Genomic DNA, 24,874 nt, shown 5'->3' with positions numbered 1-24,874 from the left:
AGCATGCGCTTGATCGCCGCACTTCACAACACCTCACGCCAAACCTGAATTGGTGAAGTACAACCGGGTGACCTGCGGAGATCGACTGTGCGGACAGCAATCGCCCGGTGAGCTGGTGCTCACCGGGCGATTGTGAAAAATCATCAGAAAACGATTATTCGCTGGTCCTGCCGCGCGCACCGCGACGGGTCAACAATCCCGCGGTGATCAGGCCGAGACCGGCCAGCAGGAACTCCAGCGGATCCGCGCCGGTCCTCGACAACGACGGGATCGCGACCGCCTTCTCGGCCACCCGCTGCGACGCCTTGTCCCCGGTCTGCGGGGTGCCGGCGCCCGAGTCGTCGCCGGCGTCGCCGCCGTTGTCGCTGCCGCCCGTGTTGTTCCCGCCGCCGTTGCCGCCGTTGTCGTTGCCACCGCCGGGATTCTGGCCGCCCGGCTGCTCCGGCTGGGGCTGTCCGGGCTGGGGCTGCCCGGGCTGGGGCTGCTCCGGCTGCTCGGGCTGGGGCTGCTCGGGCTGCTCCGGTCCCGGCTCGCCGGTCTTGCCGCAGTCGCCGCTCGCGGTGCCGAGCACGGCCGCGCTGGTGCCGCAGACGGTGATCGGCGCCTCGACCGCGCCGTTCGCCTGCTCGGGCCTGGTCTCGCCGCAGCTGCCGGAGCCGCCGCCGGCGACGCCGACCGCGTTGCCGCACACCGTGACGGGCGCGGAGACGAGCGCCTTGTCGGCCTGGACGCGCGCGGCGGGCCGCTCCTCGCACGTGGCGTCGCCGGTGCCCAGGACGTTGACCGCGTTACCGCAGATCCTGACCGGGACGCTCACGAGGTTGCCGACGCGGACCTCGTCGTCGACGTCCACCGGCACCGGGACGGCCTGGGCCCACCCGGCGGTGGCGACGAGGATGCCGCCGGTCAGCAGGGCCGCGGACATGGTCCGGTTGAGGTTCTTGCGCATGACTGTTCTCCCTGACGCGTGAAGTGACGGATCCCTGAGCGCGTGCGGGGATCAGTCGGGGGAGAACGTCGGTTCCTCGGCGCGCACGGTGTGCGGTGCGTCGTGCCGTTCGGTGCTGACGAGCGACGTCGTGGTGGTGGGCGGCCACATGGCGTGCGGCAGCGTGCCCATCGGCATCTGCGTGCCGCTCGCCGTTGCCCCGGCGCCGCTCTGTGGGAGCGTGCCGGTGACCGGCTGCTCCGCCCGCGAGTGCGGTGGGGACTGCGGCTGCTGCGGCGAAACGGGACTCATCGGGTCGCTCGCGACCGGCGGAGGTGGGGTGGGAAGCGGTTCGGCCGGCACTTCGACGTGCACGGGCGCTTCGACGGCCGGTGGTTCGCGAGGTGGTTCGGGGACGTCGGTGCGCGGGTCCGGCTCCGGCGGGACGGGCGCCTCCGGTGGTGGCGGGGCGAGTCCGGTCTCGACCAGCACCTCCACGTCGGCGACCGGGAGCTCGACCTCGATCGTGAGCTGGTCGATCTCGACGCGGACGTCGGCGTGCGCCTGGCCGGCGCCGCCCAGCAGCCAGGCACCGGTCACCAGACCGGCGAGCAGCAGGAGCCGACGCAACCACGACATCGGCCCTCACCCTAGATCAAATGGAGCAACCGGACACGTGAGAAGGCCGCCCCGGCGACTCTCGTCGCTAGGGCGGCCTTCTCGCGCGGCCCGTGGTTACGGGGTCTGCGTGATGCGGTCGAGCGCCGGCGGTGCCTGGTTCGGGTGCGCCGTCAGGTAGGCGGAGAACGCGTCCAGGTCGATGCCGCCACCGGTGATGGCGGTGCCCTTGGTGAACTCGCTGAAGCCGTCACCACCGCCCTGGAGGAAGCTGTTGATCGTCACGCGGTAGCTCGCGTTCGGGTCGAGCGGAGCGCCGTTGAGCGTGACGTTCGAGACCTTCGACCCGAACGGCGCGGACGCCGACCAGGTGTACTTCAGGCCGGACGACGGCTGCAGGACGAACTGCCTCGCCGCGGTGAACTGCTGCTCCAGCACGGCCTTGATGTTCGTGCCGGTCAGCGTGACCGTCTGCAGGATGTTGCCGAACGGCTGCACGGTGAACGCCTCGCCGTAGGTGACCACGCCGTTGCCCTCGCCCGCGGGCGAGCTGGCGTAGGTGAGGTCGGCGCGCACGCCACCGGGGTTCATCAGCGCGAGCACCGCGCCGTTGCCGGAGGTGGCCGCGAGCTGCGAGTCCGCGATCAGGTTGCCGAGCTGCGACTCGCCGGCGGTGTTCTGCACCTTGAGGATGTCCGCGCTGATCGTGCCGACCTGCTTGTTGGCGATCGGGGCGGACTTCGTCTTGGCCAGGTCGATCACGGCCTGGATGGCCGGGTCCGGGGTGACCGTGCGGGTGACGATCTTGTTGTCGGCCTTGGTCTCGCCGCGGATGACGTCGCGCGTGCGGCGGTCGATCTTCAGGTCGACGACGCTGAGCTCACGCCCGAAGGCGAGGCCCTCGATGAACGGGCGCGGGTTGCCCGCCGGGTCCTTGACCACGCAGTTGTAGTGCTGGTGGCTGTGGCCGGAGAAGACCGCGTCGATCTTCGGGCTGACCTGCGTGGCGATGACGCTGCCGGGGTTGTTCGCGGCGACGTTGCACGCGTTGGGGCCGCCACCGGTGGAGGTGACCTGGTCGCCCTGGTGCACGAGCAGCACGATCGACTTCACGCCGATGGCGTCGAGGAGGTTGGCGTACTTGTTGGCCGCCTTCACCTCGTCACCGAACTGGAGCTCCTTGATGCCGTTCGGGTCGACCAGGATCGGCACGTCCTTGAGCGGCATGCCGATGAAGCCGATCGGGATGCCGTCGCGGATCTCCACCCAGAACGGCGGCAGGGCGGGCAGCCCGGTCTTGGCGTGCGTGACGTTCGCGCCGAGGATCGGGAAGTTCGCGCCCTTGTACTTGTCGTTGAACTGGCACCCGTCGACCGGGTGGCACCCGCCGCGCTGGATGCGCAGGAGCTCCTTGTAGCCCTCGTCGAACTCGTGGTTGCCCGCCGCGGTCGCGTCGAGACCGACCTTGTTGAGCACGTCGATCGTCGGCTCGTCGTGGAACAGCGCGGACACGATCGGACTCGCGCCGATCAGGTCGCCCTGCCCGACGATGACGGAGTTCTTGACCTCCTTCTGGAGGTTCTTGATGTGCGTCGCGTTGTAGGCGGCGCCACCGGCGTCGACGGTCGTGCCGTCCGGCAGGATGACGCGTCCGGAAGACCCGGTCGGCGGCTCGATGTTGCCGTGGAGGTCGTTGATGCCGATCAGGCGCACGTCAACCGTGCCCCGACCGCGCAGTGACTGGACATCGGCCTGGGCAGGCCCGGTAGCGCTGATGACAGTGGCCGCGGCGGCGGTGATCGCCAGAACGGAAAGCCGTCTGAACGAACTCATGGGTGGAGCCTTTCGAAGGCGTGGTTAACGCGCGTGTACGGCGGAGGAGTCTGCCTCCCGGACGCCGCGTTTTCCAGAGGGATGACTGGATCGTCATCCGGCCGTCTAGCCTTGTTCCCGTGACACCAAGTGAGGAAGCGCCGCGCTGGCTGGACGCGGGGGAGATGCGTGCCTGGCGCACCTACGTGAGCGGTTCCTCCATGCTCATGGACCGCCTGCACCGAGAGCTGCAGGACGCCCACGGAGTGTCACTGGCGGACTACGAGATCCTCGTCCGCCTCTCCGAACAACCGAACCGCCGCATGCGCATGACCCAGCTGGCGGAGGACGTCGCCTCCTCGAAGTCTCGCGTCTCCCACCAGGTGGCCCGCATGGAGAAGGCGGGCCTGGTGTCGCGCCGCGAGTGCACGGAGGACGGCCGAGGCGTGCTGGCCGAGCTGACCCCGAAGGGCATGACCCTCCTGGTGGCAGCCGCCCCCACCCACCTGCGAGGCGTGCGCGCCCACATCGTCGACCTGCTGACGCCCGAGGAGGGCGAGGTGCTGGCCAAGGTCTTCGACCGGGTCATGACACACCTGCGCGAGGCGAACGGCTAGGCTCCTCGGCGGACACCGGTGGTGTCGGGGAAGCGTGGCAGAGCGGCCGAATGCACCCGCCTTGAAAGCGGGAGACGGGCAACCGTCCGGGGGTTCAAATCCCTCCGCTTCCGCAGTCTGAACAGCACGAACAGGGGCGGCACGCCAGATCAGGCGTGCCGCCCCCGCTCGTCACCGCCGCGCCACCGCCAGCAACCGGTGGCTGCCAAGCGAGAACGCGCTCCCGTCGACGTCGCCGTACAGCTCAACGGCCCCGAACCCGGCGCCATGAAGCATCCGCGTCAGCTCACCGGCCGTGTAGACGTGCTGCTCACAACGCGACCGCTGCACCCGCGACCCGTCGGTGAAGGTGAAGTCGATCAGCAGCCGCCCCGACGCCACGTCGTAGGAGTTCACGGCCACCATGTCGACGCCGCCCGCCGACATCCGGATCTCGCCTGGCAGCGAAGGCAACAACGACTCGGCCGCGCAGCCGTAGTCGAGTACCAGCACCGGGGCGATGGCCGCCATGTCGGCGAGGAAGCGCACCGAGCCGGCGTGTGACAGGTAGCCGAAGCTGTTGCCCATGCACAACGCCAGGTCGGCGGCCAAGCCCATCGAGCCCAGCGAAGCCACGTCGCCCAGCCGCCAGTCCAGTGAGGGAGCTGACGAGCGGGCGAAGCCGATGGCCTCGGCCGAGATGTCCAGGCCGGTGACCGTGTAGCCGCGGCGGGCCAGTTCGATGCTGTGCCTGCCGCTGCCGCACGGCGCGTCCAGCACGCGGAGGCCGGGTGCGAAGCCGGCCACGAAGTCGATCTCAGCGGTGGTCTGCGAGGGCTGTACCGCGCCGCGCCAGAAACCGTTGGCGAGATCGGTGAAGAAGGTGGTGTACCAAGTCAAGATCGATGCTCCTGGTGATCGCACGAAGAAGTACGTGGTTGTCACCGGGCACGGCGAAGGCACCCGGTGTGTCCGGGGCTGCCATGGCATCGACCTCATCTGTGTGTGCGCCAGAGGACATCAGGAAAGCACACGGCCGGAAGAAGCAGAACTGCTTTTCAGAACCGCGGCGAGGAGAAGCGGACCATGTTGCCGGACGGGTCGCGGAAGGCGCAGTCGCGGACGCCGTAGGGCTGGTCGACGGGCTCCTGGAGGACCTCGGCGCCGGCCGCGCGGACCTGCTCGAACTTCGCGTCCACGTCCGGGGTCACGAAGATGATGCCGTGCAGCGATCCCTTGGCCAGCAACGCGTGCAGCGCCTCGTGGTCGGTCGGCGGCACCGGCGGGCCGATGTGGGACAGGCCGATCTCGACGTCCGGCTGCTCTGGCGGTCCCACGGTGAGCCAGCGGTGGTCCTCGATCGGCGCGTCGGTGCGGACCTCCAGGCCCAGGACGTCGCGGTAGAACTTCAGGGCTTCGTCCTGGTCGCGGACGAAGAGGAACGTGTGCGAGAGCTTCATGGGCCGAAACCCTAGGCAGCTCAGGGATTCGACGCTTCTCGAAACCTGCTCGGTCTTGTCAGGCCCTTCAGCTGACAGCCCGGCACCGCGGTCAGCGCCGAGTGCGAGCGGGCGCGGTAGGCCGACGGCGTCTCGCCGACCAGTTCGGTGAAGCGGGCGGAGAACGAGCCCAGCGAGGTGCAGCCGACCTCGACGCACACCTCGGTCACCGACAGCGTTCCCCGGCGCAGCAACGCTTTGGCGCGCTCGATGCGCCGGGTCATCAGGTAGCCGTACGGGGTTTCGCCGTAGGCCGCGCGGAAGCTGCGGGAGAAGTGCGACGGCGACATCAGGGCGACTCTGGCCATCGCGGGCACGTCCAGCGGACTGGCGTACTCGCGGTCCATCAGGTCGCGCGCCCGGCGCAGGTGCGCCAGGTCCTCCGGTGTCACGCCGCCAGCATGCCACCGGTGCGCGACACCTCGGGCCGAACTTCACAGATGCATCCGAAGTGGAAGAAACGGGCTTCCGGGGACGCAACCACTCGGGTAGCTTGGCGGCGGTTCTGCGGACGCGTGCGGGGGCTTGACGTCGGCGAACGACTACCAACGTTCTCATGGGGGATTCATCTTGTCCGAGAGATCGGTCAGCCGTGCCCTGCTCAGATTCGGGGCCTTGACCACCGCTGTCGTCCTCGCGTTCGGCGGTGCCACCGCCGGTGCGCTCGCGCAGGACGAGCCGGAGACGCCGGCGTCCACGAGCGTCGAGCAGGCGCCGGCGAGCACGGAGACCGCGCCGCCGTCCACTTCGGACTCCGCGCCGCCGTCGACGTCCGAGTCGGCGCCGCCGAGCAGCACCGGGTCCGCACCCGTCCCGACGTCGGAGAACGCGCCGCCCGAGCCGCCGAAGAGCGAGGAGCCCGGCAAGGCCGCGGCGGTGGGCAACTTCAAGGTCAGGACCTTCCAGGACCGGAACGGCAACGGGTACTTCGAGCCGGGCGAGCAGATCGTCGGACTCGAGGTCTCCTTGACGGACAAGCAGACCGGCGCCGCCGTCGCGGAGCGCGCCAGCGGTGCCGACGGCTGGTCCGAGTTCACCGGTCTTCCCGTCGGGCCGTACTGGCTCACGATCGACCCCGCGTGGAAGTTCACCAACGGCAACGCCGGCTTGGAGGTCCAAGTCACCGAAGCCGGCGGGGAGACGACGCTCGGGCTCACGCCCGGTGCGGCCGCGCCGAGCCCGCGCGGCACCCTGTGGTTCGAGAAGTCGAGCTACCAGTCGCACGAGACCGTGCGCTTCTGGCTGACCGTCACCAACGTCGGCGGCCAGACCGCCGAGCACGTCAAGCTGGACTTCCCGATCCTCGCCGTGAGCACCCCCGAGTCGCAGTGGGGCGACTTCGGCTACCGCGGTCCCGGCATCTCGCTCGCCCCCGGCGCGTCCCGCACGTTCGAGGCCACCGGCATGATCGAGCAGCTCCAGAACGGCAAGCTGGTCATCTGGGGCGGCATCAACTACGACGGCCGCCCGAACCCGCACCAGAGCGGGTACCACGGCGAGGTCGTCGTCGTGCAGAGCAAGGGCAGCATCAACGGTCTCGTCTACAACGACAAGAACCGCAACGGACAGCAGGACGCCGGCGAGGCCGCGCCGGACGCGATTGTCGAGATCAACGGCGGTGTGCCCTACGGCTACTTCAAGACGACGACTGACGCCAACGGCCGCTACACCTTCACCGACATCCCGTCGGGCGACTACTACGTCGGTTACTCCATAGCCGGCGGCTGGATCGTGCACTCGGACGGCACGGAGTCGAAGACTCGCGTCCAGCCCGGCGCACCGCTGGAGCTGGTGGCCCGCGCGGAGCGCCCGTACACCGAGTCGCTCAGCGCGACCCTCACGCTCGACAAGGACGTCTACCAGGCCGACGAGGACGCCCGGATCACGATCACGCTGACCAACTCCGGCGACCGGGCGATGACCGGCATCCAGGCCTGGTGCAACCGGATCGGTGACGAGAACCAGTTCGGCGGCCGGATCAGCGAGCCGAACCCGCCGGGCTGGGGCGAGCTGCGCGGCGCGGGCGTGACGGTCGGGGCGGGCGAGACCAGGACGATCGTCGTGGTCGAGAAGGTACCGCCGGCCGGCATCACCTGGGGCAAGGTCATCGCGTCCTGCGGGTTCGCGCCGCACGCCGGGTGGAACACCGACGCCGCCGAGGCGTTCGACTCGGCGCGGGTTCCCGGTGGGTTCGGTTCCGTCACCGGCGAGCTCTACCACGACCGCAACGGCAACGGGACGGCCGACGCGGGCGAGACCATCGGCGGCACCCGGATCCTGCTGCACGACCGGGAGCTCGGCGTGGACGTCGCCGAGACGGTCTCCGACGACCAGGGCCACGTGCGCTTCGACCGCGTTCCCGCGGGGACGTACTTCGCCAGGGTGGACGGGCCGTGGCAGTTCGAGGGCGAGTGGGGCGGTCACGTCGCCGTCTACGCCGGCAGCGAGTGGAGGTACGGCTTCCCCGTCGTTCCCAGCCCCGCCGCTGTGCCCGGCGGCGACCACGCCCCGGCCGCTCCCGCCGGTGCCGGTGGTGGCGGCAGCGTCGACGCGCTGGCCAAGACCGGTGCCAGCGTGCTGGGGCTCGGCCTGGTCGGCGCACTGCTCGTCGCCTTCGGCGTCGGGGCCAGCGTGATCGGCAGGCGGCGCCTGGTCGCCTGACCACCTGCGAACGGACCGGGCCGCCACTCACGTTGAGTGGCGGCCCGTTGTCATCAGCGCCACAGTTCCCTGGTCGGGGCGGAGTGTTAGCGTCGCTAACCATCGGGTGACTGGGGGTGGCATGACGGTCTGGGAAGCAATCGTGGTGGTCATCGCGGGTGTGTTCGCAGGCGGCATCAACACCGTCGTCGGCAGCGGCACGCTCGTGACCTTCCCGGTGTTGCTCGCCGTCGGCTACCCGCCCGTGGTCGCGAACGTGTCCAACAGCCTCGGGCTCGTGCCCGGGTCGCTGTCGGGGGCGTGGGGCTACCGCGAGGAGCTCAAGGGGCAGGCGCCCCGGATCAAGAAGCTGCTGCCCGCTTCGATCCTCGGCGGTGTCGTCGGGGCGATCCTGCTGGTGACGCTGCCGGACAAGGCCTTCACCGCGATCGTGCCGGTGCTGATCGTCATCGCGCTGGTGCTGGTGGTCATCCAGCCCTGGCTCAACCGCAGGCTCGCGGACCGGCGCACGGACAACGACGGCGGTCTGCTGTTGTGGTTCGGCGTGTTCGCGGCCGGGATCTACGGCGGTTACTTCGGCGCCGCGCAGGGCGTGCTGGTCATGGGGCTCATGGGGGTGCTGGTCAGCGAGCACCTGCAGCGGCTCAACGCGCTGAAGAACGTGCTGACGGCGTTCGTGAACCTCGTCGCCGGCGTCATGTTCATCTTCATCGCCGACGTGGCGTGGCTGGTCGTGCTGCTGCTGGCCGTCGGGTCGGTGGTCGGTGGGCAGATCGGGGCGAAGATCGGCCGCAAACTCCCACCCGCCGTGTTGCGCGGCGTCATCGTGGTGGTGGGAGTCGCGGCGATCGTTCAGCTGCTCACCAAGTAGCTACAGCGAGAACGCGCGGGCGGCGGCCAGGAACGCGTCGTTCTCGTCCGGCTCGCCGATCGTCACGCGGGTGCCCTCGCCCGCGAACGCGCGCACCACGACCTTGTGCTCCAGGCAGTGCTCGTTGAACTCCGCGGTGCGCTCGCCCAGCGGCAGCCACACGAAGTTCGCCTGCGTCTCGGGCACGTCGTAGCCCATCGCCAGCAGCTCGCCGCGGACGCGGACGCGTTCGGCGACGATCGCGCGGCAGCGGACCATCAGCTCGTCCTCGGCGTCCAGCGACGCGATCGCGGCCGCCTGGGCCAGGGCGTTCACCGAGAACGGCACGTAGACCTTGCGCAGCACGTCGGCGACCACGGGCGGGGCCACCGCGTAGCCCACGCGCAGGCCCGCGAGGCCGTAGGCCTTGGAGAACGTCCGCAGCACCGCCACGTTGTCGTGGCCCGTCGCCCACTGCTGCTTCGCGAGCTCGACGCCGTCCGGGACGTGCGCGTCGTCGACGAACTCCTTGTAGGCCTCGTCGAGGACCACGAGCACGTCGCGCGGCACGCGGGCGATGAACGCCTCGATCTCCTCGGTGCGCAGCGCGGTGCCGGTCGGGTTGTTCGGGTTGCAGACGAACACCATCCGCGTGTTCGGCGTGATCGCCGCGAGCATCGCGTCCAGGTCGTGGGTGTGCTCCGAGTTCAGCGGGACGCGGACCTGCCGCGCGCCGGCCACGTGCGTGACGATCGGGTACGCCTCGAACGACCGCCAGGCGAACAGCACCTCGTCGTTCTCGGTGCAGGTGGCCTGGACGAGCTGCTGGCACAGGGTCACCGAGCCGCAGCCGATGGCGATGTGGTCGGCGGGAACGCCGAGCTTGTCGGAGAGGCGGGCGGTCAGCTCCGCGCTCCCCGAGTCGGGATACCGGTTCACGGCGGTGGCCGCGGCGGCGATCGCCTCGACGACGCTCGGCAGCGGGCCCGCCGACACCTCGTTGCTCGCGAGCTTGATGGCGCCGGGGATGGTCCTGCCGGGCACGTAGGAAGGCAGGGACGCCAGGTCAGCACGGGTTCGCACGGTCATGCTCCCGATCCTCGCATTGCTCCGTCCGATTGGTCACGTTGACTGGAGTTCACCCTGGCGTGCGAGGGTGAACCATGACCACTACCCGCATCGAGACGCTTTCCCTCACCGACGGCCGTGAGCTGCGGGTGACGATCGCCGAACCCGACTCCGCCGTACGGGGTGGTCTCGTGGTGCTGCACGAGGCCCGCGGGATCACCGCGGGGGTCCGGACGCTGGTCAGCAGCCTGGCGGGAGAGGGGTTCCTCGCCATCGCGCCGCACCTCTACGACGAGGACCGCGTGCACGGCGACGACATCAGGGACCGGGTCAGCAAGCTCTCCGGCGACCGCCTGCTCGCCGACACCGACGTCGCGTTCGTGTGGCTCGGGCAGCAGGGCGTGAGCGCGGACCGGATGGGCGTCGTCGGGTTCGACATCGGCGGCACCGTCGCGATGGTGGTCGCCGCGAGCCGCACGATCGGCGCGGCCGTCACCGTGCAGGGGCCCGGCATCCTCGAGCCGCTCTCGGACGGGCTGCCGGCGCTGGTCGACGTCGCCTCCGACCTGTCCTGCCCGTGGCTCGGCATCTACCGCGACGACGACTCGGAAGAAGTGAGCAAGCTTCGTGATGCTGTGATCAGTTCGGAAACCGCGTCAGATGTGGTCCGTTTCGACGTTTCGAGTGACGAAGCGTGGGCTCGTGCGTTGAACTGGTTCGACGCTCACATGAGGTAAGCATCTTTCCGGCGGATTGGAACCGAACAGGTGTCCGGGTACATCTAAGGAGTGCTCCGGACGGGCTGAACTGGGTGTGGTGATCGGTAACGCCCAGTGCTGCGGTGACGAGTTAATGCAGTGCAGGGGGTTGTGAGGGATGGCTGAAGGCACTGGGACGAGTGGGACGACGACAGGCACGGGGGCGGCGCCGGTGGTGACGCCCGATCCGACTACGACGACGACCACGTCGGCCACCGTGCCGATCACGGCTGAGCAGCTGGCGGCGGCCAAGCCGGCCCTCCAGCAGCAGATGCTGGCGGACAAGGCGGACGCGAGCCACGCCGCGGCCAAGCTCGACCAAGCGGCGGACAGCGGCAAGCTGACGCTCGACTTCGAGGCGGCCGACGCCCTGATCAAGGCCGTCGACGCCGCCCGCGACCAGGTCATGGACCTGTGGAAGCGCGCGACCGACCAGCTGGCCACGCCGCTGCAGCTCGGGGAGAACCCGGTCGCCAAGGCGATCAGCGCGCGGTTCGCCGACCTCGCCGTCGGAGAGGACTCCGGAGCCGCCAAGGCGCTGCTCGACCTCTTCAAGGTCCTCGACGACATCAGCAACGCCTTGAGCCGCAACAGGGACACCATGCGCGACGTCGAGGAAGAAGCAGAGAAGTCGATGAAGAACGCCGGGGGGTCCTGGTGAGCTACGGATCGAACAACAACAAGGGCGGCAACGGCAACGGGTCGCACCACGGCGACGACCGCAAGTACGACCGCAACGACCTGCACGAGCCGGTCGACTGGATGACGTACACGCACGAGCAGCTCTACAACATGGTGCACACGGGCGTGAACCTCGCCGGTGCCCAGGCCGCCGCCACGAACTGGGCGAAGATCGGCGAGGACATCGCCGGCGTGCGCGCGAACCTGCTCAAGGCCGTCGAGGACTCGAGCGTCGGCTGGGACAGCGACTCGGCGCGCCTGGCCCGCGACGGCCTCACCGAGGTCACCAACTGGGTCGACGACACGGCCAACTACGCCACCAAGGTCTCCGCGGCGATCACGACCGAGACGACCAACGTCGAGGCCGCCCGCGCCGCGATGCCGCCGCCTCCCCAGGCCCCCGCGGCACCCGTGCCGACGGACGCGGCGATCAGCCCGGTCACCCCGGTCAACCCCGCCCTGCGCGACAGGCTGCTGACGGTCGACCAGGTCGACGGGTTCAGCTCGGTGGCGAACCCGCAGATCGCCCGCGTGGCCCAGCCGACCGGCGAGTTCGCGAACTTCGACGCCATCGGCACCAGCCCCGTCGACACCCTCGCGGCCAACGACGCGTCGCACCGCCGTGCCGCGGACGTCATGGCGGCGTTCCAGCGCAACTCGGCGGCCGTCGACCAGACCGTTCCGCAGCAGTTCACGCCGCCGGTCAACCCGATCAACCCGACGCCGACCGGCGGTGACCTCGGCGGCACCCGCACGCCGGGCACCCCCGACACGACCGGCGCCGGCGCGGGTGCCGGTGGCGGCACCGCGCCCGTGGCGGCCGGCACGGCGAACAACCAGAACCGCGGCACCACGAGCACCTCGTCGCGCGGCGGTGGCGGCGGCGGGTTCGGCGGCGGTCGCGGTGGTGGCGGCTTCGGCGGCGGCATGGGCATGGCCCGTCCGTTCAACTCCGGCGCCGGCAACCAGGGCGGCGGTGGCGCGAGCGGCCCCAGCGGTCCCGGTGTCGGCGGTGGCGTCGCGGGCGTCAACGAGACCACACGTGGTGGCGCCGGTGCCGCGGCGGCCGCCTCGTCGCAGGCGGTCGGCAACCAGACCAAGGCGTTCCAGAACCCGCTCGCGATGGGTGGCGCGCCGATGGCCGCGGCCGGCGGTGCCGGTGGCCGTGACGACGCACGCGAGCACAAGAGCGCGAGCTACCTCGAAGAGGACGACAACGTCTTCGGAGTGGACCGCAAGGCGGCCCCGCCGGTGATCGGTCAGTGAACGAACGCCAGTTCACGGTGAGCTCGCAGGAGTTCTTCCTGCTGTGGCAAGCCGTGCACGGCGAGGACCGCACCGTGCCGCTCGGCACGCCCCACGTCGGGGCGACCAGGGCGGCACGGCAGCGCCTCGTCGAAGCGAGCTCGCAGACGCTGCTGGCCCGCCGTCTCGGCACGATCCAGCGCCCCGACCCCGACCTCCGCGCGCTCGTCGCCGGGCTCGGCGAGTTCGACCGGGCGCTGGAGATCGCGTACTTCAAGGGCGCCGAACTGGCCCGCGGCATCGCCTGCGCGGGCTGGGGCGGCGCGTTCGCCGCGCGCGTCAACGGCGAGGTGCACCTCTACCCGTTCCGCCCGACCTCGCTGGCCTCGGCCACGGTGTCATCGTTGCCAGGCCTCGCGCCCGGCACCGGCCGCGCCGTCAACGTGCGCTGGGACGACTACGTGCGCGCGGGCAAGGCGGGCGAGCAGGAGGGCAAGCAGGCGTTCCTCGACGTCCTGCGCGGCGTCGGCGTCCGCGAGCCGGAGGCGCACACGCTGCTGCGCCTCGTCACGTCCCGCATCGGCGGCGGTGAGCTGGGCCTGACCGCCCGCAACCGCGACGGCGTGCCGCGCCCCACGGGCCGTTCGGTGTCGTGGCTCGACACCCGCGAGGGCCGCTACCTGCTCCGCAAGCAGGACGGCTGGCTCGTGCTGGCCCCGGCGGACGCCGGCCGGCTGACGAGCGCGGTCGACGAGCTGCTGGCCGCGGGCTAGGTCCACCCCCAGGTCGTTCCACACAGGTGGGCTACCGCAAGTCCGCCAATCACACATGGACGTGCGGTGGTGCCTCGATTAGACATGGGGCATGACCGACACCGACGTCGAACTGCTGTGGCGCCCGGACCCCACGAGGGACAACGGGATGACCGAGTTCCGCTCCTGGCTCGCCGGGCGGGGCCACGACTTCCCCGACTACGAGTCGCTGTGGGAGTGGTCCGTCTCCGACCTCGAGGGGTTCTGGGGCGCCATAGCCGAGTACTTCGACGTCCGGTTCCACTCCGCCCCCGAACGCGTGCTGGGCTCCGCGGAGATGCCGGGCGCCCGGTGGTTCCCCGGCGCGACGCTGAACTACGCCGAGCACGCGCTGCGCCGCGGTGGCGACGACGACCTGGCCGTGATCTTCCACCGCGAGGACGGCGTCGCTTCCTCGCTGACCTTCGGTGCGCTGCGTTCGCGCGTGGCCGCTTTCCGGGCCGCATTGGCCTCTCTCGGCGTCTCGCAGGGCGACCGGGTGGTGGCACTCGTGCCGAACGCCCCCGAGGCCTTGATCGCCTTCCTGGCGGCCGCGTCGCTGGGCGCCACCTGGTCGTCGTGCTCGCCGGACTTCGGCGCCCGCGCCGTCGCCGACCGGTTCACCCAGATCGAGCCCGCGGTGTTCGTCGCCGTCTCCGGCTACGTCTACAACGGACGGTCGTTCGACTGCCGCCCGGTCGTCGAGGAGATCCGCGCCCAGCTGCCCGGCCTGCGCGCCACCGTCCTGGTCGACTACCTGGACAACGGCGCGACGCTGCCGGACACCCTGTCGTTCGCGGAGCTGCTGGCGGACAACGAGGGCGCGGCTCTGGAGTTCACGCCGGTGCCGTTCGACCACCCGCTGTGGGTGCTCTACTCGTCCGGCACCACGGGCCTGCCCAAGGGCATCGTCCAGGGCCACGGCGGCATCGTGGTGGAGCACCTGAAGATGCTCGCGCTGCACAGCGACCTCGGCCCCGGCGACCGCTTCTTCTGGTTCACCACCACCGGCTGGATGATGTGGAACTACCTGGTGGGCGGCCTGCTCGTCGGGACCACGATCGTCCTGTTCGACGGCAGCCCGGCCTACCCGTCGCTGAACACGTTGTGGCACCTGGCCGAACAGCACCGCGTGAACTACTTCGGCACGTCCGCGCCGTACGTCCAGTCGTGCCTCAAGGACGGCCTCAACCCGTCGGAGAGCTACGACCTGACGGGCCTGCGCGTGGTCGGCTCGACCGGCGCGCCCCTGACGCCGGAGGGCTTCCGCTGGATCGCCTCCGCCGTCGGCAAGGACGTCCAGATCGCCTCGGTCTCCGGCGGCACCGACCTGTGCACGGCCTTCGTGGCCGCCTCGCCGGACCGCCCGGTGTGGCTGGGCGAGCTGTCCTGCCGCGCCCTCGGCGCCTCCGTCTTCGCCTTCGACGAGGCGGGCGCGGCGCTGGACGACGAGGTCGGCGAGCTCGTGATCACCAAGCCCATGCCGTCGATGCCGGTGTTCTTCTGGGGCGACGACACGGGCGAGCGGCTGCGCGACGCGTACTTCGACACCTACCCCGGGATCTGGCGCCACGGCGACTGGATCCGCATCACCCCGCGCGGCTCGGCGGTGATCTACGGCCGCTCCGACTCGACCCTCAACCGCGGCGGCGTCCGCATGGGCACCTCGGAGTTCTACCGCGTCGTCGAGTCCGTCGACGGCGTCGCCGACTCGCTGGTGATCGACACGTCCGGCGTCACCGAGGGCGAACTGCTCTGCTTCGTCGTCCTGGACGGCGTCCCGCTCGCCGACGTGGAACCGGTGCTGCGCCGGGAATTGCGTTCGGCGCTCTCCCCGCGCCACGTCCCGAACCGGTTCGTCGCCGTCGCCGAGATTCCGCGGACCCTCAACGGCAAGAAGTGCGAGGTCCCGGTCAAGAAGATCCTGGCAGGCGCCGACCCGGAGAAGGCCGTGAGCAGGGGAGCGCTGCGCAATCCAGAGTCGCTGCGGCCCTTCCTGGAACTCGCTTCAGAATGATCTAGGTCACTTCGCACGCGCCGACCAGGCATTTAACGCCCTTCTCCCGCCCTCCGCACGTGCTCTGACCAGCGCGTACGGGGTTGGGAGGGGGGTGTTTTGCAACTCCGTTGAAGACCTGTGTAACCTATGCGTCGTGGCCGAGGATGGTCCCGGGAGGCTTCGCCTAGTCTGGTCTATGGCGCCGCACTGCTAATGCGGTTTGGGGTAACCCCCCATCCCGGGTTCAAATCCCGGAGCCTCCGCAAGGCCGAGCCTCCAGGGGTTCGGTTATAATTGAATAGCACGCGCTCGTAGCTCAACGGATAGAGCATCTGACTACGGATCAGAAGGTTGCAGGTTCGAATCCTGCCGAGCGCACTGGACAAGCCCCGGTCAGACTTCGGTCTGGCCGGGGCTTCGTCGTGAGCCGACTATTTCCACCGAGGAGTTCTCCGTGCGTCTCCGTTCTCTCCTCGGCATCGCACTCGCCGCACTCGTCCTCTCCGGCTGCGCCGACGAACCCGAGTCCGAATCCCCGGGACCGAAGCCCTCGGCGCCGCCGACCGCACAGGGCGTCCGGCTCCCACCGGAGAAGGCGGTCCTCGACTACCAGCTCGGCGCCGCCTACCCGCCGCCCGGCGGCGTCACGCTCGTGGTGCGGGACAGCACCGCCGAACCCGCGCCCGGCCTCTACTCCGTCTGCTACGTCAACGGGTTCCAGTCGCAGCCCGGCGAACGGGACGTGTGGCTGACCGAGCGCGCGCACCTGGTGCTGAAGGACTCGTCGGGCAAGCCCGTCAACGATCCGAAGTGGCCGGACGAGTTCCTGCTCGACACCTCGACGCCCGCCGCAAGGGGTGAGCTGGCGGCGATCTTCGGGGCGACCGTCGACCGGTGCGCCGCCAAGGGGTTCCAGGCCGTGGAGATCGACAACCTCGACTCGTTCCTGCGGTCGGACGGCCGGCTGACGGCCGATGACAACCTCGCGTACGCGAAGGCGCTGGCGGACCGGGCGCACGGCAAGGGCCTCGCGATCGGGCAGAAGAACTCCGCGGAGCAGGCGGCCCGCGGGCGGTCCGAGGTGGGCTTCGACTTCGCGGTGACCGAGGAGTGCCACCGCTGGAGCGAGTGCTCGTCCTACACCGGCGTGTACGGGACGCACGTGCTCGACATCGAGTACACCGACGACCTGCGCGGCACCTTCCGCGACGTGTGCGCTGATCCGGAGACGCCCGCGACGACGACGTTGCGCGACCGGCTGCTCGTGGCGGCGGGCGGTAGGGACTACGCGTTCGACCACTGCTGAGCCGAGGACGTGCCGGTGATCACAGCACCGAAAATCGCAGGTCGTCGTTGCCGCGCACCGGTCGTGGACAAGTCGTTGAATCGGGAACTACGTTGCCCCTCGCCGTTGCTGGAGCAGAGATCCTGAAAGGCCGGAACTGGTGAACACCACTGTCGAGCAGCAGGTTCGCGAGTACTACGACCACGCCGGGCCCGCGTACCACGCGCTCATGGGGCAGTTCTGGCACCACGGCGACCTGGCGGCCGAGCAGGCGGGGCTGTCGCCGGAGGACGCGGCGAAGGCGTTGGCGCGCAAGCAGGTCGACGCGGCCGGGCTGCGGGCCGGCGGGACCGCGCTCGACTTCGGCAGCGGCGTCGGCGGCACGACGGTCTACATGGCCGAGATCGCCCAGGCGCACGTCGTCGGGATCTCCAACAACGAGTGGCTCTCCTCGCAGGCCCGCGAGTACGCCGACCAGCGGGGACAAGGCGACAAGACCGCGTTCCTGACCGTCGGCGACGAGGACTACAAGTCGCTCGTGTGGTGGCCGGACTCCTCGCTCGACATGGTCAGCTTCTACGAGTCGGTCTGCCACCTGCCCGAGAAGGGCGCCTTCTTCCAGGCCGCCTTCCGGGTGCTCAAGCCCGGCGCGTGCCTTGTCGGCGTCGACTGGATCGCCCGGCCGTTCGGCGACCACCGGACGCCCGAGCAGATCGCCGAGTTCATCCGCCCGGTCGAGGAGGTCATCTCCATCCCCGAGCTCGGCACGCTGGACGGCTACCGCGACCTGATGGTGGCGGCCGGGTTCGACGTCGAGGTGTCCGAGGACCTCTACGCCGGCGTCGAGTGCTGGGGCAGCACGCCGCCGGACGACGGCCAGGGCTGGGGCGACTACGAGGGCGAGAAGAACACCGTCATCCACGACGGCAAGCGCGTGCTCGACGCCGCCCGTGCCGCCGGGGTCTTCTCGGTCGCGCGGTGGGTCGCGCGCAAGCCGGCCTGACGGAGGGGGCTCCGGCGCGCCGATGCGTGCCGGGCCCTTTGTCCGCGGCGGGCGACGAGGCAGAGTGGCGGCTGTGGACCAGCGGGAGATCATGCAGCGGGCGCTCGGCGTCCTGACGCTCACCTACGACGGCGCCGGATCGAACGACTACCTGCGCATGGCCCTCAAGTCGTTGCAGGAGGGCGTGTTCAGCTACGAGGTCAAGGTCGACGGCGAGCTGAACGAGGCCGGCGCGCAGGCCCTCAAGCAGGCGATGGACCAGGTGCTGTCGCAGTTCGGCTGGTTCACCGCCGGCCTGCTCTACGCCTTCCACGGCGTCGCGCAGGCGTACGAGAACGACTACGAGGACGCCGACGTGCAGGAGATCCTCCGGCAGCTCGCGCTCAGGCTCGCCGACTGACCAGCTCGGCGCGGACGCCGTCGGAGAACGGCGTCCACGCCTCGACCGCCCACGGGCCGAAGCGCAGGTCCGTCAGCGCGACGCAGGCCGACGAGATCTCCGGGTCGACCCACAGGAACGTGCCGGACTGGCCGAAGTGCCCGAACGTGCGCGGCGAGTGCGAGGTGCCGGTCCAGTGCGGCGACTTGCCGTCGCGGATCTCGAAGCCCAGGCCCCAGTCGTTCGGCTTCTGCATGCCGTAGCCGGGCAGCACGCCGTTCAGGCCGGGGAAGACGACGGACGTGGCCTCGCCGACCAGCTCTGCCGAGACGAGCGTCGGCGACAGCAGCTCGGCCGCGAACAGCGCCAGGTCGGCGGCGCAGGACTCGGCACCGGCGCCGGCCGAGCCGACGAGGGCCGACGACTTCATCCCCAGCGGCACGAACACGGCCTCATGCAGGTACGTCGCGAACGGCATCTCGCACGCCTCGCCCACGAACGACGCCAGCACGTCGAACCCGGCGTTGGAGTAGATCCGCCGCGTGCCGGGCTCGGCCTGCACCTCGGCCTTGTCGAACGCGTACCCGGCCGTGTGCGCGATCAGGTGCCGCACAGTGGACCCTGGAGGCCCGGCGGGCTGGTCCCACTCGACCGCGCCCTCCTCGACGGCCACCAGCACCGCGTACGACGTCAGCAGCTTCGTGACGGACGCGAGCGGGAACACGCGCTGCTGATCACCCAGAGAACCCACGACGGCCCCGTCCGAGACGACGGCCACCGCCACGTTCCCGACAGGCCACGACGCCGCCACTTCCACGCTCCGCATGGCACAGACGTTAACGTCAGGGTGTGACAGTCCGGGAACTGATCGTCCTGGGAACGGCCAGCCAGGTTCCCACGCGGCAGCGCAACCACAACGGCTATCTGCTCAGGTGGGACGGCGAAGGCCTGCTCTTCGACCCCGGCGAGGGCTCCCAGCGGCAGATGCTGCGGGCGGGCGCCGCTGCGAGCGACATCACCCGGATCTGCATCACCCACTTCCACGGCGACCACTGCCTGGGCGTCCCCGGCATCGTCCAGCGGCTCAGCCTGGACCGCGTCCCGCACACCGTCCACGCGCACTACCCGCGTTCCGGCGCCCACTTCTTCGAACGCCTCCGGCACGCCAGCGCGTTCTACGACGCCGCGGACGTGGAGGAGGAGCCGGTCGACTCCGACGGCGTGTTCGCCAGCGGCAAGTTCGGGACGCTGGAGGCCTACCGGCTCGACCACGGCATCGACAGCTTCGGCTACCGGCTCGTCGAACCGGACGGCCACCGGATGCTGCCCGAGAAGCTCAGGGAGCACGGCATCCAGGGCCCGCGGGTCCGCACGCTCCAGGCCCGGGGCGAGCTGGACGGGGTGCGGCTGGAAGACGTCAGCGAACCCCGCAAGGGCCAGAAGTTCGCGTTCGTCATGGACACCCGGCTCTGCGACAACGTCTACGAGCTCGCGGACAACGCCGACCTGCTGGTGATCGAGTCGACCTACCTCGCCCGCGACACCAGGCTCGCCGGCGACCACGGCCACCTCACCGCCCAGCAGGCCGCCCGCGTCGCGCAGGAGACCAACGTCCGCAAGCTCGTCCTCACGCACTTCTCCCAGCGCTACGACGACCCCGCCGAGTTCCACGCCGAGGCGGCCGCGGAGTTCGACGGGGAGATCGTCATCGCGAAGGACCTGGACCGGGTGCCGGTGCCGAAGCGAGCCACTGGTCTCTGACGATCTCCGCCAGCGACGAGTGCCGCGGCTCCCAGCCCAGCGCGCGCAGCCGCGCCACGTCGGCCCGCTGGAACCGCACCTCGCCGGGGTGCGCCGGCTTCCACTCGACGGGCACCTCGTGGCCGGTCACGTCCGCGACCGCGGCCAGGACGTCCCGCACGGACGCAGGGGTCCCTCCGACGTTGTAGACCGACGACGTGCCCACGGAACACGCCTCCAGCGCCACGACGAAGGCTTGAGCGACGTCGCGCACGTGGACGAAGTCGCGCACGGCCGTGCCGTCGCCGTAGACCTCCATCCCGGGCACCGTCCCGGCGGCGGACGCGACAGCCCGCGTGATCACCCGAGTGGTGTCCGCGTCACCTCCTCCAGCGACGTTGAAGAGACGGAGCGTGGTCGCGCCGATCTGGCCCGACCTCGCCGTCCACGCCACGAGGTCCTCCGCGGCGGCCTTGGTCGCGGCGTACGGCGAGGACGGCTCCCTGGCCGAGTCCTCGGTCAGCGGCGCGTCCGACGGCCGGTAGACGCCACCGGTCGAGGCGAGCAGGAACCGTTGCCCCTTCAGGGCTTTGAGCAGGTTGAGCGTCCCGCCCACGTTCGTCTCCCAGTACGGGAGCGGATCAAGAAATGACTCCCGCACACGGGCCGCGGCCGCCAGGTGGATCACGGCGTCCACATCGGTCAGCTCGAACGGCTCGGAGAGGCGCTGCCGGGACGCAACCGGTTCATGACCATGAACCCGCAGCTCACGCACCACGGCCCTGCCGACGTACCCAGTGGCGCCGGTCACCAGAACTCGCACGAGTTGACCCTAAAGGTCACCGCCGGGTGAGCCGATAACACCCGAGTGAGTTATCCCCATCGCGCTGTGCACACGAGCATCGCCGGACTCCTGCACGACCACGCCGTGCACGAGTTCAAGCGGCAGGAGTTCCTGCGCAACGTGGCCGAGATCGTGGGCGCCGCTCCCACGCCGGAGCCCGCCCCCGCGGAGCTGACCGCCCCGCTGCCGTCGATCAACCCCAGGCGGAGCTTCCTCAACCGCGTTGACCAGGTCCTTCGGGACGCGGCCCGCTTCTAGGAAGCCGTCTCACGCGCTTGCCCCGGAGCCTGTGCCGACAGGCCCGTCGCAAGATTCATCCGGCCGTTGCCGGACCGTGCTTCGACACGCATACCGGGTGGCTCTACGCTACGCGTCACCCGGCGATCGCCGGTTCATCTTCTGCTTCTTCTCAAAGCGGGTTCTCGGCGATGAATCATGTTCTCGCAGCGCTCAACGAGCGCCTCGGCAGGTTGTTCGGTGACCGGCTGGTCGTTCTGGCCGGTGGGACGCGTCTGGCAAAGCGCGCGCAGGAGCTCCATGCGCTCGGCGCCCGCCATACGCTCGTGCTCGATACCGATGATCATGCCCCGCTCCATGATTCCCAGATCGCCCGTTGGGTCTCGCTGGGCATCAAGGGCAGCCTCGTCGCCGTCGAGCAGCGCCGCCTGGGCAAGCTGCTGACCAAGCCGAGCGCCGAGGTCAAGGCGATCCTGGGCGAGTTCGACGCGGCCGCGGAGGCGGTCGTGATCAGCACGCCCTACAACGAGATCGGCGACTTCCAGGGCCGCCCGGTGCTCAACGCCCGGCAGCACGACTGGGTCGAGCTGGAGAACAAGACCACCATCGACGCGCTCTGGGACGAGCTCAGCGCCCGCCGCGCGCCCGCGATGGTGTTCGACCTCGACTTCGAACGCCTCTGGGGAGCCTCGGAGATCCTGGACCGCGGCGCGGGCGTCGTCTGGTCCGGTGACGGCCCCGCGATCAACGGCGGTGCGAACTTCGTGCGCCGCGTGCGGTCGTACGAGGAGGCCAAGGAAGCCTTCGAGGTGCTCGCGCCCAAGTGCGACCAGGTCCGCGTGATGCCGTTCCTGGAGGGCATCCCGGTCAGCGTCCACGGCATCGTGTTCCCGGACGGCACCGCGGTGCTGCGCCCGATCGAGATGGTCGTGCCGCGCCGCCAGGGCCAGGCCAAGTTCCTCTACGCGGGCTGCGCGTCGTTCTACGACCCGCCCGTGTGGATCCGCGACGAGATGCGCAACCTGGCCCGCCGCGTCGGCGAGCACCTGCGCGGCACCGTCGGCTACCGCGGCACGTTCACGCTCGACGGCATCGCGACCGAGGACGGCTTCCTGCCGACCGAGATCAACACCCGCTACGGCGGCGCGATGGTCTGCTTCGAGGACGCCGTCCCGACCCTGCCGCTCGCGCTCGTCCAGGTCGCCCTGGTCGCCGGCTGGGACCTCGGCATCTCGTCGATGGAGTTCGAGGAGCTCGTCCTGCAGGCGGCGGACAACCACCGCGCCGGTGCCGTGGGCGCCAACGTGCGCGCCGTGCAGCCGACCGAGGTGGACGAACGCCGCGTGATCTTCACCGGCTGGGCCTGCCGCCTCGCGCACGCCGACGAGCCCGCGCACGCCACGCTGCGGCTCAGCCCGTCGCCGATCGGCGGCCGCCTCGACCTCGACCTGCACCGCGAGAACATGCCCGTGGGCGCTCCGGTGGCGGCGCTGACGGTCGCGGCGTTCGCGCTGGCGGACCAGGAGTGGGGCACCGGTCTCGGCGCCCTGGAGCCCGCCATCGCGGTCGAGGACACCGTTCCGGTGGAGGAGACCTTCGAAGAGGCAGTGATCGCCTAGGAAGGCGATCTACCAGGCGCCCTCGTCGCCGTACGCGGAGTCGAGGGCGAACCGGTAGCCCATCAACGCGGCGGCGACCTCGCGCGGCTGGTGCGCCGGACGCACCAGCCCCTCGCCGAGCACCTTGGGGCGGTCGACGCCGAGCAGCTCGGGCGACCCCTTCAGCAGCGCCGTGGCGATCTCGGCGGCGTCGGCGAGCATCTCCTCACCGGGCAGCTCCGCCATCTCGCCCATGAGCCCGCCGACGAACTCCGGCAGGTTCTCCGGCACCGCGCACGCCAGCGCGACGAGGCACGCCACCCGTTCCGACGCCAGCGCCTCGAAGATCTTCGGCGCGCCCTGGGCGACGGCGTGCCGTGTCTGCGTGAGCCAGTCCGGAGCCGTGCGGGGGAGTTCGCGGCCGAGGGCGTTCCACCGGCGGTGCGTGCGCCGGCCGTCCTCGGTGAAGCCCTTGCCCGCCAACGCCATGGCGGCCAGCAGGAAGATCACCCGATCGCGCACGTCCGCCGCGACCTTGTAGGACGCTCCCAGCTCCACCAGGAACGGCACGGCGCAGAACGACGCCTCGGAGACCGTGTCGTCGGTCAGCAGCCGGTCGGCGAGCGAGGAGAGCGCTTCCAGGCGCACCTCGGCGACGGGGTCCACCAGGGAGCGCAGCAGGCGGGGCAGCCGACCGGCCCCGCCGCGGCCGTCGTAGACCTCGACCCAGGAAATCCTGTCGAGTCCGCGCAACGGGTCAGGCCGTTGCCAGGCACGCGGCAGCTCCATAGGGCGGAAAGGTACGGGATGTCACGGAAAGGCCATCGGCGCCTCGCCCGTACGATCTCGCCGTGTCCTTCACGGTGGCCGACATCTTCTCGGGTGCGGGCGGCATGAGCTTCGGCTTCCACGCCCATCGCGACTTCCGGGTGGTCGGTGCCGCCGACGCGCAGATCGGCAAGCCCAGCTCGAAGCTGGGGTCGTTGCGCTGCAACGACACCTACCGCGCGAACATCGGCGTCGACCCGCTGGAGGTCGACCTCGCCAGGGTGTCGCCGTCGGCGTTGCGCGAGGTCTGGGGCCTCAAGCGCGGTGAGCTGGACGTGCTGCTCGCCTGCCCGCCGTGCTCGGGGTTCAGCCGGATCACCTCGCAGAACCACCTCCGCGACGACCCGCGCAACTCGCTGGTCGGCCGGATCGCCGTGTACGCGCAGGAGCTGCGCCCGAAGGTCGTGCTCGTCGAGAACGCCCGCGAGCTCGTCAAGGGCAAGCAGCGCCACCACTTCGACAGCCTCGCCGAGGAGCTCACCCGGATCGGGTACTCCGTCTGGGGTGGCACGCACATGCTCTCGCGCTTCGGCCTGCCGCAGCTGCGCGAGCGGACGCTGATGGTGGCCGTGGACGGCGGCCTGCCGCTGCTGACCCTGGACGACCTGTGGGAGGGCAGGGTCGTCCGCCCGTCGGCGGTCACGGTCCGGCGCGCGATCGGCAAGCTGCCCGTCATCGAGGCCGGCCAGGCCGACCCGGACGACCCCATTCACGTCTCGCCGACCTTTTCCCAGGGCCGCAGCCTCGAAAGAATGCGCGCCATTCCCGCGAACGGCGGGTCGTGGGCGGATCTGCTCCGTTCACCCGAAACGGCGAAGTTGTTGAATCCTGCACAACACAAGATCGTCGAACAGCAGAACTGGGGATCGCACCCCGACGTCTACGGTCGCATGTGGTGGGACGAACCGGCGCGGACGATCAAGAGGGAATGCGGTCACGTCGGGAACGGGCGCTATGCCCACCCCGTCCAGCACCGGCTCTGCACCGTCCGCGAGATGGCTCTGCTGCAAGGGTTTCCGAAGCAGTTCAGGTTCGACGTCTCGATTCTGGGGAACGCCTACCGCCACGTGGGTGACGCCGTTCCGCCGTTGATCGCGCACCAGCTGGCGGGACTCACCAGGTGGATTCTCACCGGCGACCGCCCGGAGCCCCGTGAGATGTGCCTGCGCGGCACCTCGCTGCGGCCCGGCGACATTCGTCCGGTGGAAGTCACAGAATTGGTCGCCTGACCGTTGAACCGCTCCCGGTGATCATCCGTAGCGGACGCGGCAAATGATAACTGTTGGGCAACGAATCTAACGTCACCTGACAAAATCAATGCATCGAACGCCTATCCACTGTGGACACCCTGAGTATCTTTCCGCTGGTCACGGGCAGTGGGTGATGCTCTCCACACCTCACCCTTACGTGTGACACCCCATCGGTTAGTGTCCGGTCGCTTCCTGTCGGTTCTG

At 70.1% G+C, this 24,874-nt stretch carries 26 protein-coding genes and 3 tRNA genes; 18 read left to right on the top strand and 11 right to left on the bottom strand.

The window, feature by feature from the left end:
• Positions 1-154 precede the first annotated feature (154 nt).
• The 3 genes from VF330_RS08250 to VF330_RS08240 form a co-directional block, all read right to left on the bottom strand.
• A complete protein-coding gene (locus tag VF330_RS08250) occupies positions 155-949 on the bottom strand; it encodes a hypothetical protein (protein WP_330850907.1) in 795 nt (264 codons plus the stop codon).
• Positions 950-1,000: 51 nt separating this feature from the next.
• Positions 1,001-1,567, bottom strand: a complete 567-nt coding sequence (locus VF330_RS08245) for a hypothetical protein (RefSeq protein ID WP_330850906.1) — start codon at positions 1,565-1,567, stop codon at positions 1,001-1,003.
• A gap of 96 nt (positions 1,568-1,663) precedes the next feature.
• Entirely contained in the window at positions 1,664-3,379 is a 1,716-nt protein-coding gene (locus VF330_RS08240; protein ID WP_330850905.1) for a bifunctional metallophosphatase/5'-nucleotidase, read from the bottom strand.
• Positions 3,380-3,543: 164 nt separating this feature from the next.
• Between VF330_RS08240 and VF330_RS08235 the strand changes: the two genes are divergently transcribed.
• Both VF330_RS08235 and VF330_RS08230 read left to right on the top strand, forming a co-directional pair.
• On the top strand, positions 3,544-3,975 hold the full coding sequence (locus tag VF330_RS08235) for a MarR family winged helix-turn-helix transcriptional regulator (protein WP_330850975.1): 432 nt from the start codon (positions 3,544-3,546) through the stop codon (positions 3,973-3,975).
• A 28-nt stretch (positions 3,976-4,003) separates the two neighbouring features.
• Positions 4,004-4,088, top strand: a tRNA-Ser gene (locus VF330_RS08230).
• Positions 4,089-4,146: 58 nt separating this feature from the next.
• On the opposite strand, the gene VF330_RS08225 is transcribed toward VF330_RS08230, so the two are convergent.
• The 3 genes from VF330_RS08225 to VF330_RS08215 all read right to left on the bottom strand — a co-directional run bounded on the left by VF330_RS08225 (position 4,147) and on the right by VF330_RS08215 (position 5,845).
• The gene (locus VF330_RS08225; protein WP_330850904.1) at positions 4,147-4,854 is read right to left on the bottom strand and encodes a class I SAM-dependent methyltransferase; all 708 of its coding nucleotides are present in this window, start codon (positions 4,852-4,854) and stop codon (positions 4,147-4,149) included.
• A 158-nt stretch (positions 4,855-5,012) separates the two neighbouring features.
• Entirely contained in the window at positions 5,013-5,414 is a 402-nt protein-coding gene (locus VF330_RS08220; protein ID WP_330850903.1) for a VOC family protein, read from the bottom strand.
• Positions 5,415-5,434: 20 nt separating this feature from the next.
• Entirely contained in the window at positions 5,435-5,845 is a 411-nt protein-coding gene (locus VF330_RS08215; RefSeq protein WP_330850902.1) for a helix-turn-helix transcriptional regulator, read from the bottom strand.
• 223 nt (positions 5,846-6,068) lie between these two features.
• On the opposite strand from VF330_RS08215, the gene VF330_RS08210 reads away from it, so the two are divergent.
• Positions 6,069-8,114, top strand: coding sequence for an SdrD B-like domain-containing protein (locus VF330_RS08210; RefSeq protein WP_330850901.1), 2,046 nt, complete (start codon positions 6,069-6,071; stop codon positions 8,112-8,114).
• Between the two features lie 121 nt (positions 8,115-8,235).
• The gene (locus VF330_RS08205; RefSeq protein ID WP_330850900.1) at positions 8,236-8,985 is read left to right on the top strand and encodes a sulfite exporter TauE/SafE family protein; all 750 of its coding nucleotides are present in this window, start codon (positions 8,236-8,238) and stop codon (positions 8,983-8,985) included.
• Here the strand turns inward: VF330_RS08205 and hisC are convergent, their stop codons facing one another.
• Entirely contained in the window at positions 8,986-10,053 is a 1,068-nt protein-coding gene (hisC, locus tag VF330_RS08200; protein WP_330850899.1) for a histidinol-phosphate transaminase, read from the bottom strand.
• 74 nt (positions 10,054-10,127) lie between these two features.
• Here hisC and VF330_RS08195 point away from each other — a divergent pair, with 74 nt between their 5' ends.
• The 10 genes from VF330_RS08195 (at position 10,128) to VF330_RS08150 (ending at position 18,194) form a co-directional block, all read left to right on the top strand.
• A complete protein-coding gene (locus tag VF330_RS08195) occupies positions 10,128-10,769 on the top strand; it encodes a dienelactone hydrolase family protein (protein ID WP_330850898.1) in 642 nt (213 codons plus the stop codon).
• Between the two features lie 139 nt (positions 10,770-10,908).
• Positions 10,909-11,451: a hypothetical protein gene (locus tag VF330_RS08190; protein WP_330850897.1), complete on the top strand. Its 543-nt coding sequence runs from the start codon at positions 10,909-10,911 to the stop codon at positions 11,449-11,451.
• The gene (locus VF330_RS08185) at positions 11,448-12,737 is read left to right on the top strand and encodes a PPE domain-containing protein (RefSeq protein ID WP_330850896.1); all 1,290 of its coding nucleotides are present in this window, start codon (positions 11,448-11,450) and stop codon (positions 12,735-12,737) included. Before VF330_RS08190 ends, VF330_RS08185 begins: the two co-directional genes overlap by 4 nt.
• Complete coding sequence (locus tag VF330_RS08180) at positions 12,734-13,489, top strand: ESX secretion-associated protein EspG (RefSeq protein WP_330850895.1); 756 nt, start codon at positions 12,734-12,736, stop codon at positions 13,487-13,489. Before VF330_RS08185 ends, VF330_RS08180 begins: the two co-directional genes overlap by 4 nt.
• A 91-nt stretch (positions 13,490-13,580) precedes the next feature.
• Complete coding sequence (locus tag VF330_RS08175; protein WP_330850894.1) at positions 13,581-15,524, top strand: acetoacetate--CoA ligase; 1,944 nt, start codon at positions 13,581-13,583, stop codon at positions 15,522-15,524.
• A gap of 155 nt (positions 15,525-15,679) precedes the next feature.
• Positions 15,680-15,769, top strand: a tRNA-Ser gene (locus tag VF330_RS08170).
• Between the two features lie 42 nt (positions 15,770-15,811).
• Positions 15,812-15,884: transfer RNA gene (locus VF330_RS08165), tRNA-Arg, on the top strand.
• 76 nt (positions 15,885-15,960) lie between these two features.
• On the top strand, positions 15,961-16,812 hold the full coding sequence (locus VF330_RS08160; RefSeq protein ID WP_330850893.1) for an endo alpha-1,4 polygalactosaminidase: 852 nt from the start codon (positions 15,961-15,963) through the stop codon (positions 16,810-16,812).
• A 139-nt stretch (positions 16,813-16,951) separates the two neighbouring features.
• On the top strand, positions 16,952-17,794 hold the full coding sequence (locus VF330_RS08155; protein WP_330850892.1) for an SAM-dependent methyltransferase: 843 nt from the start codon (positions 16,952-16,954) through the stop codon (positions 17,792-17,794).
• A gap of 64 nt (positions 17,795-17,858) precedes the next feature.
• Entirely contained in the window at positions 17,859-18,194 is a 336-nt protein-coding gene (locus tag VF330_RS08150; protein ID WP_330850891.1) for a hypothetical protein, read from the top strand.
• Here the strand turns inward: VF330_RS08150 and VF330_RS08145 are convergent.
• Positions 18,178-18,999: a serine hydrolase domain-containing protein gene (locus VF330_RS08145; protein WP_330850890.1), complete on the bottom strand. Its 822-nt coding sequence runs from the start codon at positions 18,997-18,999 to the stop codon at positions 18,178-18,180. The two genes, VF330_RS08150 and VF330_RS08145, sit on opposite strands and share 17 nt — an antisense overlap.
• Positions 19,000-19,022: 23 nt before the next feature.
• Between VF330_RS08145 and VF330_RS08140 the strand changes: the two genes are divergently transcribed.
• On the top strand, positions 19,023-19,934 hold the full coding sequence (locus VF330_RS08140) for a ribonuclease Z (RefSeq protein WP_330850889.1): 912 nt from the start codon (positions 19,023-19,025) through the stop codon (positions 19,932-19,934).
• Here VF330_RS08140 and VF330_RS08135 read toward each other — a convergent pair.
• Positions 19,879-20,736: an NAD-dependent epimerase/dehydratase family protein gene (locus VF330_RS08135; RefSeq protein ID WP_330850888.1), complete on the bottom strand. Its 858-nt coding sequence runs from the start codon at positions 20,734-20,736 to the stop codon at positions 19,879-19,881. The genes VF330_RS08140 and VF330_RS08135 overlap by 56 nt on opposite strands.
• A 66-nt stretch (positions 20,737-20,802) precedes the next feature.
• Between VF330_RS08135 and VF330_RS08130 the strand changes: the two genes are divergently transcribed.
• A complete protein-coding gene (locus VF330_RS08130; protein ID WP_330850887.1) occupies positions 20,803-21,015 on the top strand; it encodes a hypothetical protein in 213 nt (70 codons plus the stop codon).
• 134 nt (positions 21,016-21,149) lie between these two features.
• Here the strand turns inward: VF330_RS08130 and VF330_RS08125 are convergent, their stop codons facing one another.
• Positions 21,150-21,341 carry a hypothetical protein gene (locus VF330_RS08125; RefSeq protein WP_330850886.1) on the bottom strand — a complete coding sequence of 64 codons (192 nt, stop codon included), beginning with the start codon at positions 21,339-21,341 and terminating at the stop codon, positions 21,150-21,152.
• Here VF330_RS08125 and VF330_RS08120 point away from each other — a divergent pair.
• Positions 21,321-22,613, top strand: coding sequence for a hypothetical protein (locus tag VF330_RS08120; RefSeq protein ID WP_330850885.1), 1,293 nt, complete (start codon positions 21,321-21,323; stop codon positions 22,611-22,613). The genes VF330_RS08125 and VF330_RS08120 overlap by 21 nt on opposite strands.
• A gap of 9 nt (positions 22,614-22,622) precedes the next feature.
• On the opposite strand, the gene VF330_RS08115 is transcribed toward VF330_RS08120, so the two are convergent.
• Positions 22,623-23,381 carry a hypothetical protein gene (locus VF330_RS08115; protein ID WP_330850884.1) on the bottom strand — a complete coding sequence of 253 codons (759 nt, stop codon included), beginning with the start codon at positions 23,379-23,381 and terminating at the stop codon, positions 22,623-22,625.
• Positions 23,382-23,443: 62 nt separating this feature from the next.
• Here VF330_RS08115 and VF330_RS08110 point away from each other — a divergent pair, with 62 nt between their 5' ends.
• Positions 23,444-24,649 (top strand): DNA cytosine methyltransferase, encoded by a 1,206-nt coding sequence (locus VF330_RS08110; protein WP_330850883.1) that lies wholly within the window; start codon positions 23,444-23,446, stop codon positions 24,647-24,649.
• The last annotated feature ends 225 nt before the right edge of the window (positions 24,650-24,874 follow it).

This window comes from Lentzea sp. (genome assembly GCF_036380075.1).
GTDB lineage: Bacteria > Actinomycetota > Actinomycetes > Mycobacteriales > Pseudonocardiaceae > Lentzea.
This window is presented reverse-complemented; position numbering and strand designations above follow the sequence as displayed.

Bases quoted from the DNA above. Each gene is read 5' to 3' on its own strand.
- VF330_RS08245 (WP_330850906.1), bottom strand. From the start codon at position 1,567: ATGTCGTGGTTGCGTCGGCTCCTGCTGCTCGCCGGTCTGGTGACCGGT.
- VF330_RS08125 (WP_330850886.1), bottom strand. From the start codon at position 21,341: ATGATCATCGGTATCGAGCACGAGCGTATGGCGGGCGCCGAGCGCATG.
- VF330_RS08205 (WP_330850900.1), top strand. From the start codon at position 8,236: ATGACGGTCTGGGAAGCAATCGTGGTGGTCATCGCGGGTGTGTTCGCA.
- VF330_RS08240 (WP_330850905.1), bottom strand. From the start codon at position 3,379: ATGAGTTCGTTCAGACGGCTTTCCGTTCTGGCGATCACCGCCGCCGCG.
- VF330_RS08220 (WP_330850903.1), bottom strand. From the start codon at position 5,414: ATGAAGCTCTCGCACACGTTCCTCTTCGTCCGCGACCAGGACGAAGCC.
- hisC (WP_330850899.1), bottom strand. From the start codon at position 10,053: ATGACCGTGCGAACCCGTGCTGACCTGGCGTCCCTGCCTTCCTACGTG.
- VF330_RS08250 (WP_330850907.1), bottom strand. From the start codon at position 949: ATGCGCAAGAACCTCAACCGGACCATGTCCGCGGCCCTGCTGACCGGC.
- VF330_RS08195 (WP_330850898.1), top strand. From the start codon at position 10,128: ATGACCACTACCCGCATCGAGACGCTTTCCCTCACCGACGGCCGTGAG.
- VF330_RS08115 (WP_330850884.1), bottom strand. From the start codon at position 23,381: ATGGAGCTGCCGCGTGCCTGGCAACGGCCTGACCCGTTGCGCGGACTC.
- VF330_RS08235 (WP_330850975.1), top strand. From the start codon at position 3,544: ATGCGTGCCTGGCGCACCTACGTGAGCGGTTCCTCCATGCTCATGGAC.
- VF330_RS08175 (WP_330850894.1), top strand. From the start codon at position 13,581: ATGACCGACACCGACGTCGAACTGCTGTGGCGCCCGGACCCCACGAGG.
- VF330_RS08145 (WP_330850890.1), bottom strand. From the start codon at position 18,999: ATGCGGAGCGTGGAAGTGGCGGCGTCGTGGCCTGTCGGGAACGTGGCG.
- VF330_RS08190 (WP_330850897.1), top strand. From the start codon at position 10,909: ATGGCTGAAGGCACTGGGACGAGTGGGACGACGACAGGCACGGGGGCG.